General features: G+C 57.7%; 16 protein-coding genes and 1 pseudogene. 11 read left to right on the top strand and 6 right to left on the bottom strand.

What is annotated here, in order from left to right; genetic code table 11:
* Nucleotides 1-23: 23 nt before the first annotated feature.
* The 6 genes and pseudogenes from HJC00_RS27385 to repA all read right to left on the bottom strand — a co-directional run bounded on the left by HJC00_RS27385 (nucleotide 24) and on the right by repA (nucleotide 7523).
* On the bottom strand, nucleotides 24-2177 hold the full coding sequence (locus HJC00_RS27385) for a hypothetical protein (protein WP_221164900.1): 2154 nt from the start codon (nucleotides 2175-2177) through the stop codon (nucleotides 24-26).
* On the bottom strand, nucleotides 2177-3367 hold the full coding sequence (locus HJC00_RS27380) for a hypothetical protein (protein WP_221164899.1): 1191 nt from the start codon (nucleotides 3365-3367) through the stop codon (nucleotides 2177-2179). The genes HJC00_RS27385 and HJC00_RS27380 overlap by 1 nt, the downstream gene beginning before the upstream one ends.
* Nucleotides 3368-3506: 139 nt before the next feature.
* A pseudogene (gene repC / locus HJC00_RS33205) lies at nucleotides 3507-3728 on the bottom strand (replication initiation protein RepC); the annotation flags it as partial.
* Between the two features lie 128 nt (nucleotides 3729-3856).
* Nucleotides 3857-5074, bottom strand: a complete 1218-nt coding sequence (repC, locus tag HJC00_RS27370; protein WP_221164898.1) for a plasmid replication protein RepC — start codon at nucleotides 5072-5074, stop codon at nucleotides 3857-3859.
* Between the two features lie 172 nt (nucleotides 5075-5246).
* Nucleotides 5247-6203, bottom strand: a complete 957-nt coding sequence (gene repB, locus HJC00_RS27365) for a plasmid partitioning protein RepB (protein WP_221164897.1) — start codon at nucleotides 6201-6203, stop codon at nucleotides 5247-5249.
* A 123-nt stretch (nucleotides 6204-6326) separates the two neighbouring features.
* Entirely contained in the window at nucleotides 6327-7523 is a 1197-nt protein-coding gene (gene repA, locus HJC00_RS27360; RefSeq protein ID WP_221164896.1) for a plasmid partitioning protein RepA, read from the bottom strand.
* A gap of 364 nt (nucleotides 7524-7887) precedes the next feature.
* On the opposite strand from repA, the gene traI reads away from it, so the two are divergent.
* The 11 genes from traI to trbH are packed head-to-tail and all read left to right on the top strand — an operon-like array spanning nucleotide 7888 to nucleotide 16712.
* On the top strand, nucleotides 7888-8514 hold the full coding sequence (gene traI / locus HJC00_RS27355; protein WP_221164895.1) for an acyl-homoserine-lactone synthase TraI: 627 nt from the start codon (nucleotides 7888-7890) through the stop codon (nucleotides 8512-8514).
* Between the two features lie 3 nt (nucleotides 8515-8517).
* Nucleotides 8518-9489 carry a P-type conjugative transfer ATPase TrbB gene (trbB, locus tag HJC00_RS27350; RefSeq protein ID WP_221164894.1) on the top strand — a complete coding sequence of 324 codons (972 nt, stop codon included), beginning with the start codon at nucleotides 8518-8520 and terminating at the stop codon, nucleotides 9487-9489.
* Nucleotides 9479-9859, top strand: a complete 381-nt coding sequence (locus HJC00_RS27345; RefSeq protein WP_221164893.1) for a TrbC/VirB2 family protein — start codon at nucleotides 9479-9481, stop codon at nucleotides 9857-9859. The genes trbB and HJC00_RS27345 overlap by 11 nt, the downstream gene beginning before the upstream one ends.
* On the top strand, nucleotides 9852-10151 hold the full coding sequence (locus HJC00_RS27340; RefSeq protein WP_221110729.1) for a conjugal transfer protein TrbD: 300 nt from the start codon (nucleotides 9852-9854) through the stop codon (nucleotides 10149-10151). Before HJC00_RS27345 ends, HJC00_RS27340 begins: the two co-directional genes overlap by 8 nt.
* Nucleotides 10152-10161: 10 nt before the next feature.
* The gene (locus tag HJC00_RS27335; protein WP_221164892.1) at nucleotides 10162-12618 is read left to right on the top strand and encodes a conjugal transfer protein TrbE; all 2457 of its coding nucleotides are present in this window, start codon (nucleotides 10162-10164) and stop codon (nucleotides 12616-12618) included.
* Complete coding sequence (trbJ, locus tag HJC00_RS27330; protein WP_221164891.1) at nucleotides 12590-13393, top strand: P-type conjugative transfer protein TrbJ; 804 nt, start codon at nucleotides 12590-12592, stop codon at nucleotides 13391-13393. Before HJC00_RS27335 ends, trbJ begins: the two co-directional genes overlap by 29 nt.
* Entirely contained in the window at nucleotides 13390-13590 is a 201-nt protein-coding gene (gene trbK, locus HJC00_RS27325; RefSeq protein WP_221164890.1) for an entry exclusion protein TrbK, read from the top strand. Before trbJ ends, trbK begins: the two co-directional genes overlap by 4 nt.
* Nucleotides 13584-14756 carry a P-type conjugative transfer protein TrbL gene (gene trbL / locus HJC00_RS27320; protein ID WP_221164889.1) on the top strand — a complete coding sequence of 391 codons (1173 nt, stop codon included), beginning with the start codon at nucleotides 13584-13586 and terminating at the stop codon, nucleotides 14754-14756. Before trbK ends, trbL begins: the two co-directional genes overlap by 7 nt.
* Before the next feature lie 24 nt (nucleotides 14757-14780).
* Nucleotides 14781-15443, top strand: a complete 663-nt coding sequence (locus HJC00_RS27315; RefSeq protein ID WP_221164888.1) for a conjugal transfer protein TrbF — start codon at nucleotides 14781-14783, stop codon at nucleotides 15441-15443.
* A gap of 15 nt (nucleotides 15444-15458) precedes the next feature.
* A complete protein-coding gene (trbG, locus tag HJC00_RS27310) occupies nucleotides 15459-16271 on the top strand; it encodes a P-type conjugative transfer protein TrbG (protein WP_221164887.1) in 813 nt (270 codons plus the stop codon).
* 3 nt (nucleotides 16272-16274) lie between these two features.
* Nucleotides 16275-16712, top strand: coding sequence for a conjugal transfer protein TrbH (gene trbH, locus HJC00_RS27305; RefSeq protein ID WP_221164886.1), 438 nt, complete (start codon nucleotides 16275-16277; stop codon nucleotides 16710-16712).
* Nucleotides 16713-16724 lie beyond the last annotated feature (12 nt).

Raw genomic sequence — 16724 nt, 5'->3', positions numbered from 1 at the left:
AGATTTCGCACCCGCACACAACATCAGTGCGCCCATGGGATCTTCTTGATGATCCATCGATTCACTGCTGAAAGATCCTCAGCACTGGCGTCGAGCTTTGCCTTCAGGGACATTTCACTGGCGGGCGTCAATTTCAATCTTTGAAGCGCGAGGCTGAGTAAGAATTCGCTTAGCGCTTCGCCGTGCGGCAGATGTTGCAAATCCACCATTCTTCCGATCAGATCCGCCATGCGTTCACTTTCGATTGGGGCGTCGCGATAGTCGAGTTCGATCGGGAGTGACGCCCTGATAAAGGCCGCCTGTATTATCCCATCGTTGAAGCGGAAGAACGTCTCGGCTGCAATGACACAGTGGTTATACGCGTCATTAAGCAGCCGTTCGGATTGCAGTGTGTCCTGTCCGGAGCGGATGTTCGCCACGATAGCCGCTATTGTGGTAAACACGTCTGCTTGAGAAGACGTTGAGCAGTTTACGGTACGCGGCCAAAAAGCAAAATTATCCCTTAACTCAAGTTTACCGCCCCGCCCTTCCAGGAACAAATTGTCGATGAGACCAACGGAGTTATCTAATTCCCCCAAGCGCTTTTCGAGTTCATCCGGAAGATTGTCGTCCTCAACTAGCAGCGCTCGTTCAGCGTGCCAGCTCTCCGCTAGCCGTTCTCGATCAATTAAGATGTCAAACCATTTATGGAACCTATGCGTGGGCTGCTCCAGATTGCTCTTCAGTGCTGAGGAGAACGCAGGAGAGGAAGGCATCGCTGCGGTAGTGATATAGATTCTGTGCGAGGCGGGCGCGTATTTCCGGAGAGCTCGGCTCGCCATAAGGAACTCCCCGCCGTGGCCAGTTGCGCCTCCAACAACTACGACTGGGGCTTCACGGATTTCCCAATCCATTTCCCCGGACTCGATTTCCTTCAAAGTGAGGCTCCGGCACTCCACCAACTGCCCTCCCTGCGCGTTCACTTCAGCCGTGATAGCCGAAGCAAGGGTCTTGGACGAAGGGTCATCGGCAAAATGAACGACCGCACGTGTCGAAGCCGGAATACTCGTCGCCACAAGTGTTCTAACCCACTTCTTGAACGCCTCGGTAAATACCAATTTTTCGACATCAATCCAGATCGCTCTCCGTGAATTAGCGATAAGGCTTGACTTGTAGGCTCGAAAAACGTTCTGCCCGACTAGTTGGTGCAAAAATCCTTTGACAGCCTCAGGCCTGTCACCAAGCTTAGGAACGATCGCTCTGGGACCGTCCGGAACTGCATGGAAATGCTCACCTATTAGGTTGATGGGCCGGCTGTTTTTGGGGTTAATCCGCGTGGTCTGAGGTTGAATCCCATGTGGATTCAGCTCGGCATCGTACTCTAGATTTGCGAGGGTGGTCGTGTTCGGCGTGCTGACGGGCGCCGTGGAAAACAGCGTCACAACCATCTTCGGGTCGGCAACCACCTTCGAGATCCCCTTCGCCATTTCGCCCGACTGGGAGGCAGAGATAAGCACCAGCTCTTTCCTGTCCTTATGGAAGGGGTGCGTATCTTTACCATCGTACGACTTGAACGTTGTTATGACCGGAACGGTTTTTCGATCTTTCATGATTACGGCGGCGAAGGCCAAGCTGGCGATTGCCGATGTGTCGACATGGATCCTCTGGACATCATCGGTAAGCAACCCAAGAATCCAGAACGCGCAGAAGAATATTTCCGCCCCCTCCGCCAATGCGTGTGCTGCCCTCAGAAAGCGACTGTCTGGTCGGCCGGAAGGCTTCATAAAATGCGCGGTTGGGCCCGCCTCAAGTAATGCTCCGCGATCGCGAAAGAGCTTGGTGAGGCCCTGTCGCCGAATAGGCTCCAGGTTAAGCTTCTTGGGAGGGAAAGCTCGGAAGGCCCGCAGAAATCTCACCTGTCCGGAGCGATCGTAAACGTAAGCGCCGATAGGAACGTCGCGTGAAATTGGCGCAAAGATATCCGCCAACTCATTATCGAGATCGGTGAGATCGGTAGCCAGTATTTCCGGGAAAAGGACGATCACCAATTCGGGCGACAGATCATTTCTCGTATGGTCAGAAACTGCTGTCGTCAGATCGTTGGCATCGAATTCGCCCGGCCCCGAAAAGATTACGAGCGTTGAAGCTCCATTGGGCGCCTCAGCGCTCCGGCATCGAAACGAATAAAGGCTATTCATTAATTATGCTCTCGGTTCAAAGGCAACATTACAGTGATGAGGGTTCCATCTGCCCAAGCGCGAGCCTGATTAGGCCGGCCACCAGCAATCGAGTCCTCCAGGCCTTCGTCAGTCTCGGATTGGTGTCCAGGCACGCCGGCGACGTGGACAAGGGAAAGCCTCCCGGAACGAACGCGAATGAACCCACCATTTTCGCTGACAACGCGCATAATTCTGAAGAGCCCGTTACCGCTTGTCTCGCCGCCCTTTGTTGTTCCACCCTTGCGGAAGCAGGCAAGTACAGCTTCGAACTCGTCATCTACCGATATATGACCCTCAAGAATTCCCGCGGGAACTCCGGCCTTCTTTTGTAACCACGTTTGGGCCAACCCAGCACCGCTATCGAAGATAGACATCTCGACGAACTGCGCGTGTTGGGCGTCTGGATGATCAGGGCGCCAAGCCTGAAAGTAGTCCTCAATCGGTCTATGCCCTGATGCGCTCGGAACAAGCTGATCTCGTTTAATGTACCTAGAGCCTATCAGGACGCCTCGAGCGGACCTTCGATAAACATTCCCGGCGGCGTCTGCCTGTGCGTGTTCATGCGTGTTGAGAAAAGCCTCGTACACGAGACTAGCCGCAGCATTGATCAGTCTCGGATCGCTAATGGGCCGGGATCGAGGAAGGATTGCGTGGCCGGCCGCGTTTAACAAATCGGCAAAATCCCGACGGCTTCTAACTTGATCGCTGTTGGGGCTGTAGAGGCGATTTGGTCGAGCGAGCCGCTTGGCATTGTCGATACAAATTAAAGGGATGGTCGTTCTCGCAAACGTTCGGAGATCTTTGAGGTGGCCAAAATGCATAGCTTCGACAAAAGGCAATGCAGTTTCCATCGCCTTAGATCGCTCGATCGCCGCATCACCATATCCCCTAATTGCACGGGCAAAATTCAAAGCTACCAGGCCGACCGCTGTACGTGAAAAGTGTCCAATCGAGACCTCATCGTTTCCGTCGGCGTAAATCCGCAGTAGAGGGTCGTCGCTCGCTCGGCGAGCCCACGTTACAACAAGCTGCAATAGCGACGCCTGGCCACCAACTGCATCAGCTTTCAGTGCGTTTGGCAGTCTTAGCTCTTGCCTTGGATCCGCCCAGAGACTGTCCAGATAAGTTTCAAAATCACCGAGTGAGAAGCTCTTCTCGACATTAAGCAAAGCTTTCTTCCTTCAGCGTAGATTGCGGTACGGCTCATTTAGCAGCCAGCTGGTTTCAATTGTCTTATAGCGCGTACTACAACGGCTAATCGGTCACGTTCCCGTTTGAATCGGAAAATCGAACGAAAAGCTTTTTCTCTCAAATCTCGTAACTGACTATAAATAAGCCAGGATTGACAGAGACGGCTGACAATTGCTCGTTGGCCAGGCGAAAACTCGCCATGGAACGGTTTGTCAGGTCGCGCAGGTATCGACCGGCCGAGTTGATCATGTTCCATCTTTCCAAGATGCAGGCGATGGCAGCCGCAGCATTCTCAGGTGCCATCGCTCCACGCGCCTCCTCGTACGCAGACGGGCTGATGTCATTTTGCAGCTAAGTGAGACGGTTGAGCTCTTTCGTTATTGTCTAGAGTTGCCAGCCGGAAACTTTGCTTTATTTCCATGCGACATCAGGGGCTTAGCATTCATATTCTGCATCTTTTTAATGCGTTAAGCGCTGGTCCTCTCGAAATTGGAATTCGCTCTTAACTGCGCGAAAAGCATTGGCCCAAGCGAAAACTCGCCTCGTCGCGCCTTCGCGGTAAGATCTCGAAGGTAGCCGCCAGCCGAATTGATATGCCCTGCCCGCTCATGGATGCAAGCAACCGCTAACGCCGCTCCCGCCTGCCCCAAGACTTCGCACGCTTCCTCGTAAGCCGACGGGCTCACGCCCAACATGGACCGAACTGTCACTGCGGCTGACATCATTTCGCGCCAGTTCCCGATTGATCCACCCGGCCCAAACGGCACAATCTCAGGGCAGGCCCGCAGTACCATCGACAACGGGAAGACCTCCGGTTCGCCTTTCTGCTTTGCTTGTTTGTTTGGCTCGGACTTTTCGCCCGGCTTCATTTCGAAGCGAGGTTCAAGTTCATAGCAAGATTCGGTATTTGAATTCTGTATGTGGCATCCATTTCCGATGGCATTGCCATCACTTTTTCCGGCTTCTTCGTTTGTTTCCAACATTCTGGTTACTTCGTCGTGGAGGAGGCTCATTTCGTCGAGGCTGGCCATTAAGTCGTGCAGAGTTGGGCGCCGAGCGAACCTCCCAACGATCTCGATAAAACAGGCTTCCGCTGCTTCCCAATTACCCACAAGGTTCTCTTCGATCCCCACCGTGATCAACTTTCGGACATCGCGCCTGACAATCGTGAGACGATCCTTCATAACGCGGAAACGGCGCTGCTCGGCGGCGACTTCCTGGGCGAGGGCAGCGAATTCCCGGGCGCGTGCGAGAAGCGGCGCAAGGCTGAACCCGTACGCATCCTCGATGTCGCCCTCATCGCCCTTGCGAGCATAGCGCTTTCCATTTGGACTATCCTTACGAATGATAATGCCGGCCTCTACCAGAGTGCTGAGGCACTTGCGCAGAGTCGTCCCGGCAATCCCATTTGCCCGGGCCGACAGCTGAGCATTCGAGGGAAAGACGATAAGGTTCTTGTCGCCGCTTAGCTCCGCGAGAGGGTAGAATGATAGGAGAGCATTTAAGACGGCCAAGGCTCGATCCTGAAGCCCAAGTCGTGAGCGCGCATCGCTGACATCGCGAAATACGCGCCACTTATCGACAGGGCGTTCTGAAATCTCCTGATCAGTCTTCACCTGACGCTTCACCAAGGCAAGCGTCATCGGCCGCCGCCCGAAGGGCGTCGTGATATATCCCGTTTCCATGTCCTTCACCTTTCACAAGGCAAAGAAAAGGCTACGCCGGTGTGGCGTTGACTCTTGACTGTGATTCCCGGAAGTGCGATTCTCTAAGCGACCAAACTGAGAGAGGCCTTCTGGAACACCGTTTCGGAGGGCTTTTCTTTGCTCTATTGATCCTTTCCTCGTTTCGTTTGACCTACTGCTTCGTTTTCTTGAACGAAGCGTAGATTTCAGGGAGCACCGACAACAGGTAGTCCCCAAATTCCGGAGCAGCCTTTTTGTCGATCATCAAAGTCAGTGTGCGTTTGTCCTGGCGGAAAGCCGCAGCCTTGACACCATCGTCGGCCTGCCAAACCTCTGCCTGAACCTTTTCCTTCTTCGCCTTTTTCGGCGCTACCGCTTCGAAGACACGGGCAAAGCGTTCGTCCGAGGGGAGGGCTTTCACTTCGTCATCAGAAAGAACGACGCGCGCCTGCGCGACGGCCCCATCCGTGCCCAACCGTGCGGCAAGCTCGCCCCAACGGTCCCGACCAGTTTTAGGAGCCGCACCGATCCCGCGGATAATATCGGTGGGCAGCTGCGTCGCCGCCTGGATCAGGCGCGACAGATTGCTCTTGTCGACGGCGAGCGCGCTCATGATGACCGACCGTTGAAATCCTTTTGCTTCGAGTTCAGCGGCATAAAGCGCACGTTCGATGAACGACAAATCTTGTCGAGCGCTATTCTCCTGACCCTGAGCCAAAACCAGTTCGTCGTCAGTCATATTCCTGACGGCCGCTTTGATCTGAAGCCCTGCCGCCTTGACCGCGCGGAGCCGTCGACGACCATAGGCGATTTGATACCGCCCTTCGATGGATGGGTGAGGTCGAACGAGGATGGGAACCTGCTGTCCGTTTTCCCGAACGTTTCGAGCAAACTCCTCGAACTGCTCCCCGTCCTCATCGAGGCGATCGGTAACGGCCGGCGCATCGATGAGATCAGGATCAAGGTCCGTCAGCGACTGGGATTTCAACAATTCGATGGAGCGCGAAACCGCGCCAATTGCCCCCCGCGGGGCGTATTGCGGCGTGACGTTTTCCTGGGCGGAGACATCCGCGTCTCCGCCACGAAATTTGGGGCCGGCGAGATCGGAGAGAAGGTGTTTTCTAGCCATTTTCTGCTCCTCTTTTGGCAGCTAAAAGAGCGAAAGCAGTTAGCGTTTCCAGGCCGCTAGGCCCAAAGTTTCCGGCTGGCAACTTCTCAGCAATGCAGCAATTGATGGGCGTTACCGTCGAGATCATTTCCGGCCCCAAGATGTTTGTATGAGTTGCTCGATTTCGGTGTTCACATTGTCGAGCGATTCCATCGCCCGATCGTAGGTCGCTCTCGTGAATTGATCACGGCTCACCTCGTAGAGAGTCTGCTTGGTGATGCCTGCGTCGGAGATCGCGGTGCTCTTGAGCATCGGATGGTTGAGGACATGATCGCCGAACATTGTCCGCATGAACGATACCATCTGGTTCTGCGGGCCATCGCCAGGCTCGTAGCGGGTTACGAGATAGCGCATCCAGTCGTAGTTCATGCTGCCGCCAGCATCGGCAACAACACTCAGAAGCTCGGAGGTCATCAAGAGAAACTGACACATCGACATCACGTCCAACATCTGCGGGTGGACGGTCACAAGAACGGCTGTCGCAGCGCAAAGAGCCGAGATCGTCAGGAAGCCCAGCTGCGGTGGGCAATCCACGACCATGACATCGTACTCGTCGGCCACTGATGAGATCGCGTCATCCATGCGCGTGAAGAAGATGTTCTTCCGATCATTGGAACCGAGCACCTTAGCGGTATCGTGCTCGAACTCCATAAGCTCGAGATTTCCGGGGACAAGGTCGAGGTTGGTGAAATAGGTCTTCTTGATGACCTCCCTCAGGGGTCGACGCTCGCTGTCATACCTCACAGCCCCATAGAGCGTTTCGTTATCTCCCACATCGAATTCTGGTTGGAAGCCATGGAGCGCAGACATACTGGCTTGAGGATCGAGGTCAATGGCCAGAACCCGGTAGCCGTTGAGTGCGAGATATTGGGCGAGGTGTGCCGCGGTCGTCGTCTTCCCAGACCCGCCCTTAAAATTAACCGCGGTTATTACCTGCAAATGCTCTCGACTCGTACGCCTTGGCGAATAGCGACGGTCGCCTTTGCCGTTTTCGTCAAGATATTCCCGAAGAGCCTGGATGGTTTCAACGGAGTAAGAACGGCGGTTGTTATTGCCGATCTCTGGCTGCGGTCCTTTGCCCTCGAGGGAGAGATGACGGAGATAGCCATCGTTTACGCCAATTAGCTTCGCCGCCTCAGTGGAGGAAAACGACCGGAGCGTTTTGCGAGCTTCAGGCGGATAAAGCTTCACACGGTGCTCGTGTAACGCACCCGAGAGATCTCGCGCATGCGCCGCTATCAGTTTATGGATAGCCTTCTGAAGCTGAACAGAATTCTCCACGACGTCCTCTCGTACACACGGTAATTTTCGTAAACACTGCTTTTTGCCGTGGGTAGAACACCCGATTCCGATCAGCGTTGCAAGAAATTTTAGGTTAACAGAGACTTAACGGCAATTTCTGCTTCAGAGGATGTGAGCGGAAAATGCGCCCGATTTCGCTTTGATTCCTGTGGCTTAAGATCCCAGATCGGCCTCAAGTCTCATTGTGCTTACTAACACTTTTGTTAGTAAGCTCGTGACAACCACCGCGAGTCTGGTTTGCCCAATCGACCATTGAGCCGAATCGTTCCTAACATTTCTGCGAGTAGATCATCCGGCCGCCCACGTGCACACCTCCTGCGTTGATTCATGCAAGAGGCTCGTCATGCACGTAAAGGCAATCCGCAACGCAAAGTCACCTGAAGATCTGAACTTGCTGGACCAGATGCACCAGCTTCGTGCTACGGTGTTTGGAGGACGACTTTCCTGGAAAGTACATTGCATCGAGGGCAGGGAGTTCGATGAGTTCGACGCCCTCTCGCCCACCTACATACTGGCAACTACTCTTGAGCAGCAGGTCGTAGGCTGCGCCCGCTTGCTGCCGGCAACTGGCCCGACGATGCTGCAGACTGTTTTCCCGCAGTTGCTCGAAACCGGCAGACTTATTGCACATAGCCGGATGATCGAGAGCTCGCGATTTTGTGTCGATACCGCATTCACTGATCGTAGGGGAGCTGGCTCCCTTCATAACGCCACCCTGGCGATGTTCGCCGGAATCGTCGAATGGTCCATGTTGAATGGCTATTCCGAAATAGCCACCGCGACCGATGTGCGATTCGAACGAATTCTGAAGCGCGCCGGCTGGCCCATGCGCCGCCTCGGTTCCCCCACGTTGATCAATGAAACGCATAGCGTCGCCGGCGTCTTGCCCGCCGACCAGATGAGCTTTGAACGTCTCCGTCCTGAACGCTATCGCTCCTCCTTCATGCCCCTCCGACAGAAGGCCGCGTGAACAATGATGACCTCACAACATCGCTCTCTTCCCCGATTGGTGAGCAAACTCCAGAACGCCCTTGGCGATCATCTGTGCATGGCGCTCGATGATCCGAGCGTGGTGGAGATCATGCTCAATCCGGATGGCAAGCTCTTCATCGAAAGGTCGGGCCACGGTATTGCTGCCGCAGGGGAGATGCCGCGAGCAGCGGCTGAGACTGTGATCGGCAGCGTGGCCCATGTTCTCGACTCGGAGGTTGATGACGAAAGCCCCATTGTTTCGGGGGAGCTTCCGATCGGCGGCCATCGTTTCGAAGGTCTGTTGCCGCCCGTGGTCGCCGGTCCGTCGTTTACGATCCGCAGGCGCGCGTCACGGCTCATTCCGCTCGACGACTACGTTGCGACCAAGACGATGACGGCCGAGCAGGCAAAAGTCATTCGAAGCGCTGTCGCCTCAAAACTCAACATCGTGGTCGCCGGCGGGACGGGTTCGGGAAAGACGACACTGACGAATGCGATCCTGGGAGAGATCGTTCTTCAGGCGCCCGACGACAGGCTGGTCATTCTTGAGGATACGGCAGAAATCCAGTGTGCCGCCGACAACGCCGTCTGCCTGCACACGAGCGACACCATCGATATGTCTCGCCTGCTCAAGAGCACGATGCGGCTCCGGCCAGACCGCATAATCTTAGGTGAGGTGCGTGACGGCGCAGCGCTCACGCTCTTGAAGGCCTGGAACACCGGCCACCCCGGCGGGATCGCTACCATCCATTCAAACACGGCGCGCTCAGCCTTGCAGCGCCTCGAGCAGCTCACTGCCGAGGCAAGCCAGCAGCCGATGCAGACCGTGATCGGCGACGCGGTGGATCTCATCATTTTCATCGAAAGGGCGCCCAAGGGGCGGCGGGTCACGGAACTTCTCCATGTCAGCCGCTTTGCCGGCGGCCAATACCAGGTCGAACCCTATGCAGAGGACGCACGCGATGCAGCTTAACCGATCTCTTCAATATATCGGTCTCCTGGCCGTCGGCGCGGTGAAGATGGCATCGCCGGCCCTGGCCAGCTCCGGCGGCAGTCTTCCCTGGGAAAGACCGCTGCAGCAGATCCAGGAGTCGATCACTGGTCCGGTTGCAGGCGCGATTGCGTTGGCCGCGGTCGCCATCGCAGGCGGCATGCTGATCTTTGGCGGTGAACTGAACGATTTCGCGCGGCGGCTCGTCTATGTCGTGCTTGTTGCCGGCATTCTGCTCGGCGCGACCAATATCGTCGGCCTGTTCGGTGCCACAGGCGCCTCGATCGGGGTCTACGACGAGCGAGACACTTCCATCGATCAAAACGGAGAAGGGGAGGGGGCTTATGGCTGAGTCCTTGTCCGGCCTCCAGCGCAACCGCATTCACCGCGCGCTGTCGCGACCAAACCTCCTGATGGGAGCGGACCGGGAATTGGTGCTGCTGACGGGCCTCGCCGCCGTCATCCTGATTTTCGTGGTGCTGACCCTCTACTCGGCACTCTTCGGCGTCGCCGTCTGGATCGTCATTGTCGGGCTGCTGCGGATGATGGCGAAGTCCGATCCGATGATGCGACAGGTCTACATCAGGCACATCTCCTACAGGCATTACTACAAAGCGACCACGTCTCCGTGGCGGCGCTATTGAGGAGGCAGACATGGTCGCTCTCAAGCGCTTCCGGGCCACAGGCCCATCCTTCGCCGATCTCGTCCCTTATGCCGGCCTGGTCGACAACGGCGTGCTCCTTCTGAAGGACGGCAGCCTGATGGCCGGCTGGTATTTTGCCGGGCCGGATTCCGAAAGTGCCACAGAGCTCGAGCGCAACGAGTTGTCGCGCCAGATCAATGCAATCCTGTCGCGGCTCGGAAGCGGTTGGATGATTCAGGTCGAAGCCGTCCGTATTCCGACATTCGACTACCCTGCAGAAGACCGCTGCTATTTCCCCGATGCGGTGACGCGCGCAATCGACGCGGAGCGCCGGGCGCATTTCGAGCGCGAGCGGGGACATTTCGAGAGCAAGCATGCGCTGATCCTCACCCATCGGCCGCTCGAATCCAAGAAGACGGCTTTGAGCAAATACATCTATTCCGACGAGGAGAGCCGCAAGAAGACCTATGCGGACACGGTGCTCTTCATCTTCAGGAACGCGATCCGCGAGATCGAGCAATATTTCGCCAACACCGTTTCGATCCGCCGGATGGAAACGCGCGAGGTCCGCGAGAGGGGAGGGGAGCGCGTCGCCCGCTATGACGAACTGCTGCAGTTCGTCCGCTTCTGCATCACCGGCGAGAACCACCCGATCCGACTTCCCGATGCTCCCATGTATCTCGACTGGGTCGCGACCGCCGAACTCGAGCATGGCCTGACCCCAAAGGTCGAGAACCGTTTCCTGGCCGTGGTGGCAATTGACGGACTGCCGGCTGAGAGCTGGCCCGGGATCCTCAACAGCCTCGACCTGATGCCGCTCGCCTATCGTTGGTCCTCTCGCTTCATCTTCCTCGATGCGGAAGAGGCGCGGGCGTGGCTGGAGCGAACCCGCAAGAAGTGGCAGCAGAAGGTTCGACCGTTCTTCGACCAGATATTCCAGACACAAAGCCGCTCGGTTGATCAGGATGCGATGACGATGGTGGCCGAAACTGAAGATGCCATCGCGCAGGCCTCGTCGCAGCTGGTCGCCTATGGATATTACACGCCGGTCATTGTCCTATTCGATGGCGATCGGGAGGCACTGCAGGAAAAGGCCGAGGCAATTCGCCGGCTGATCCAGGCCGAAGGATTTGGGGCGAGGGTCGAAACGCTCAACGCGACCGATGCCTATCTCGGCAGCCTACCGGGCAACTGGTACGCAAACATCCGCGAGCCGCTGATCAACACCAGCAATCTCGCTGACCTGGTCCCGCTAAACTCGGTGTGGTCGGGCAATCCGATGGCGCCGTGCCCGTTCTATCCACCGAACTCACCACCACTGCTGCAGGTCGCAAGCGGCTCCACCCCATTTCGGCTGAACCTTCATGTCGATGACGTCGGACACACGCTGATCTTCGGTCCAACCGGCTCGGGGAAGTCGACACTTCTGACTCTGATCGCTGCCCAGTTCCGGCGCTATGAACGTGCCCAAATCTTCGCTTTCGACAAGGGAAGCTCACTGCTACCGCTGACGCTGGCTGCCGGCGGCGATCATTATGAAATCGGCGGCGAGAATGGGGAGGAGGGGAAATCCTTGGCTTTCTGCCCGCTCTCGGACCTTTCCGGTGACGCGGACCGGGCCTGGGCCGCGGAGTGGGTCGAGATGTTGGTGGCGCTGCAGGGCGTCACCATCGCGCCTGATCATCGTAACGCCATCTCCCGTCAAGTCAGCTTGATGGCGAGCGCGCCCGGACGGTCGCTGTCCGACTTTGTCAGCGGCGTGCAGATGCGTGAGATCAAGGACGCGCTTCATCACTATACCGTTGACGGACCCATGGGCCAGCTTCTCGATGCCGAGCGGGACGGCCTGACGCTCGGCGCCTTCCAGACCTTCGAGATCGAGCAGTTGATGAATATGGGCGAGCGCAATCTCGTGCCTGTGCTCACCTATCTGTTCCGCCGCATCGAAAAACGCCTCGACGGTTCGCCGAGCCTGATTGTGCTCGATGAAGCCTGGCTGATGCTCGGCCACCCGGTGTTCCGAGCCAAAATCCGCGAATGGCTGAAGGTGCTCCGCAAGGCCAATTGCGCCGTCGTACTTGCCACCCAATCGATCTCGGACGCCGAGCGCTCGGGGATCATCGACGTGCTGAAGGAATCCTGCCCAACCAAGATCTGCCTTCCGAACGGAGCTGCCCGCGAACCGGGAACCCGCGAGTTCTACGAGCGCATCGGATTCAATGCGCGGCAGATCGAGATCGTTTCGAACGCCATTCCCAAGCGCGAATATTATGTCGTCACCCCGGAAGGCCGGCGGCTGTTCGACATGGCGCTCGGCCCGCTGACACTCAGCTTCGTCGGCGTGTCCGGAAAGGAAGACTTGAAGCGCATCCAGACGCTTCGTTCCGAACACGGCCGCGACTGGCCGATCCACTGGCTTCAGATGAGAGGAGTTCACGATGCCGCATCGCTGCTTAACTTCGCATAGATTGCTCACCAGTCTTGTAGCCGTCACCGTGGCGATTGGCGGCTTCTCGCCGGCAAGGGCCGGTACCGCGACAGGTGCGGCGACCGAATGGACGCAGGTGCTGAACAATGGCGAGTTGGTCGCGCTCGTCGGAAAATCCGGCGAGCAGATCCAGAACCAGCTCACGCAGATCAATCAGCTGGCGCAGCAGATCGAGACGCAGCTGAACATCTATCAAAACCTGCTGCAGAACACCGCGACGCTCCCGTCGCATATGTGGGGCGAGGTCGAGAGCGACCTCAACCAGCTCCGCAGAATCGTCGATCAGGGACAAAGCATCGCGTTCTCCATGGGCAATGCCGACGACGTGTTGCAACAGCGGTTCCAGAGCTATGCCACCCTGAAGACCAGCCTGCCAACCAATGAGACCTTTTCCTCCACCTATCAAACCTGGTCGGACACCAACCGCGATACGATCGCCAGCACTCTGAAGGCGGCGAGCCTCACGACCGATCAGTTCGACAGCGAGGAAAGCACGATGTCCTCGCTCCGGTCGATGTCGGAAACGGCCGATGGCCAGATGAAAGCCCTGCAGGTGGGGCATGAGATTGCCGTGCAGCAGGTGGCCCAGACGCAGAAGCTCCGCGGTCTCGTCTCGCAGCAGATAACGATGATGGGGACCTGGCTCCAGACCGAGCAGACCGACAAGGACCTGGCGCAGGCGCGGCGGGAAACGTTCTTCAACTCCGGGGTCAAAACTATTCCGGAAGGTCAGAAAATGGAGCCCCGCTGGTGAACCGCGTCGTCCTCGTTGCCGTGCTTCTCACTGTCGCAGCTGCTTCGTCTGCCGCAACAATATTGATCGTCAATTCCAGAACCATGGGCAAGCCCGAGCTCACTGAGGAGCAGCGTTCTGCCCGGGAAAAGCTCTTCGGCTCCGGAAGCGAGCTGCCGTCGGTCAAGGACAGGCAGGAGATGCGCCCGAGATGGTGAAGATCACTGCACGTATTTTTCTGATCGCGGGACTCGTTTCCGTCGCCTTTGCTGCGCCCGCTCTCGCGCAGGAAGGACAGGTCTTGACCGAGCTGGAGAACCAAGTCTCGACGGCCGCGAAAGGATGGGAAACGACCATCATGGACGCGGCGAAATCGCTGTTCTGGATCCTGGCCACAATCGAAATTGGAATAGCCGCGGTCTGGCTCGCGATCCAAGCGGCCTCTCTCGACAGGTGGTTCGCGGAACTCGTTCGGCGGATCATGTTCATCGGGTTCTTTGCCTTCGTCCTCACGCAAGGTCCGACCTTCGCCCGCGCGGTGGTCGACAGTCTTTTCCAGATCGGCGCCGGCGGCGGTTCGGCGTCCCCGGCCGAGATTTTCGACGCCGGCATTCGAGTGGCATCGCAAATGTCGCAGCAGGCCCAGTTCGGGGTTTTCGAGGACAATGCGCTCGCGATCGCCGCAGTATTGGCGATGTGTGTCGTTGTCATATCCTTCTCACTCGTCGCCGCGATTTTCGTTTCGGTGATGGTGGAGATGTATGTCGGCTTGCTCGCCGGCATGATTATGCTCGGTCTCGGCGGCTCATCCTACACGAAAGACTTCGCCGTCCGGTATCTCGTCTACGCCTTTGGCGTCGGCATGAAACTGATGGCACTGGTGATGATCGCAAAGATTGGATCGCAGGTCCTCTTAGGCCTGGCGAATGCGCCGACCGCGTCCTCCGACCAGTTCGTCACGACCCTGGCGATCGCCGGCATCTCAGTGGTCGTGTTCATTATCGCCATGTATGTCCCGAACATCATTCAGGGTGTCGTGCAGGGCGCGTCGGTTTCTGGGGGCATGGAAACGATCCGCCATGGCGGCCAGGCAGCGTTATTCGCCGCCGGCGCAGAATTTCTGGCAGCGGGTGCGGCGAGGGCGGGTTTCACCGCCGGTCAATCCGCGAGGGCAACGGGTTCATCGCTCGCAGGGGCCGCGCTTCGAGGTTTGGGAGCGGGGATCGGAGCCGCCGGTGGCGCTGCCGGGTCAGCGGCACGAGACAAGGCGATCGGTTCGCCCGGAGCTTATGCCGGATCGCTCCTCGGCCTCGCCAACGCCAAGCTCGATGAGAGTCGCAGCGGTCACAGCGGGCCAAATCCGCCTCCTGAACGAAAAGACTAACAGCAATCAGAAAGTGATGGATCGATGGCAGCGAACGGCGTCCCCGAAAACCCCTATATTGCCGCACGCCAGGAGTGGAGTGAGCGATACGGATCTTATGTGCAGGCTGCAGTCGCCTGGCGGATCGTCGGCATTCTGGGGCTGACCATGGCGGTCATCGGCTTCGGTTATGCGATGTATCTCAGCACCCAGGTCAAGCTGGTGCCCTATGTCGTCCAGGTCGACAAACTGGGTACGGCGGTGACCGCCGGTTTCCCAGAACAGATCGAATATGCGGACGTGCGCGTGGTGCGCTCGACGCTCGGCAATTTCGTGACCAGCTTCCGTTCGATCACTCCTGACGCCGTCGTGCAAAAGCAGTACATCGATCGGACCTACGCCTTGTTGCGGATGTCCGACCCTTCCACCGAAAAAATCAATTCGTGGTTTCGCACCAGCTCGCCGTTCGAGAAGGCGAAAACCGCAACGGTCGCCATCGAGGTCAACAACATCGTGGCGCTCTCGAACCAGACATATCAGATCGACTGGACCGAATACGAACGGGACCGCAAGGGCAAGGAAACGGGCACGCGCCGGTTTCGGGGGATCGCGACGGTGACACTGACGGCACCCCAGGACGAGGCGACCATCCGCCTCAATCCCATCGGTCTTTATGTCCGTGATTTCGACTGGACAGCACAACTTTAAGGGCAGGAGTTTTCAATGCACATAACAGGATTGATGGCAGCCGCGAGCTGCATGGCCGGACTCGTCTTTGTGGGCGGCGCCCACGCGCAAAGCATGACGAGCAACGAGGTCAAGGGCACCAGGCTGTCAAGCAAATGGCGGGGCACGGCGGGGCTTGTGACCACGGGACCAGACGGAAAGGTCATCTTCCTGTTCGGCGAAACGCAGCCATCGGTCGTCTGCTCGCCATTGCAGGTCTGCGACATCGAGCTGCAGGGTGGCGAAATCGTCCGAGACGTTCTTGTCGGCGACACGGTGCGCTGGAAGGTCGAACCGGCAACATCGGGCGCCACCGGCGGCCAGGCCATCCATCTGATCGTCAAGCCATCGGAACCAGGCCTCGTCACTTCGATGGTGGTGACGACCTCGAGACGCACCTATCATATCCAGCTCAAATCTCATCCGAGCCAGTACATGGCAAGGGTCGGCTTTGAATATCCAGAGGATGTCTCGACAACGCTCGCCGACATCAATTCCCGGTTTGAAGTCGGCGGCATTCCCGGGACGGCGCCGGACAGGCTGAACTTCTCCTATTCGATCAGCGGCAGTGCGCCCTGGAGGCCAGAGCGCGTCTATTCCGACGGCACGAAAACCTACATCCAGTTTTCGAAATCGATCTCGGGGCAGAATGCGCCAGTGCTCTTCATCGTCTCCGGCGGCCAGAATCGCATCGTTAATTACCGGATGAAGGACGACATGATGATCGTCGACTATGCGGTCGACAAGGCGATTCTCGTGTCCGGCGTCGGTTGGCGCCAGCAGAAGATCACCATCCGGCGCGGAGGTTGAGCCATGCGCAAGCTTCTCCTCTTCATCAGCACTGCCGCCCTTCTTGCCGGCTGCAAAACGGCCGAAGATGGATTGACCACCAGTTCCACACCCGTCGCAGTCACCGCCCCGGCCGCCAGTGCGATAGCCGGCGATATGGCAAGCCGGCTCACCGAGCAGATCGGCCCCGCCAGTGCGACGACGCTCAAGATGGACAAGGACTCCTCCGACTTCGCGGCGGCACTCGAATCGGCTCTGAAGGGCTGGGGCTATACCGTCATCACCGACGGCAAGGTTAGCAAGGGCATCAAGCCAGTCGAGCTCGCCTATTCGATCGATCGCGCCGACGGTCAGGTGCTTGCAAGGCTCTCGACGCCATCAGTGGCACTCGGGCGCGCCTATTCGACTTCGGCGGCCGGCGCCACGCCGGCGAGCCCGCTCTCGATCCTGCACCGCAACTGAAGGAGGCTAGAA

The organism is Rhizobium sp. NLR22b (genome assembly GCF_019685295.1).
Taxonomy (GTDB): Bacteria; Pseudomonadota; Alphaproteobacteria; order Rhizobiales; family Rhizobiaceae; genus Rhizobium.
The sequence above is the reverse complement of the archived record's forward strand: the minus strand, read 5'-3'. Positions and strand labels throughout refer to the sequence as shown.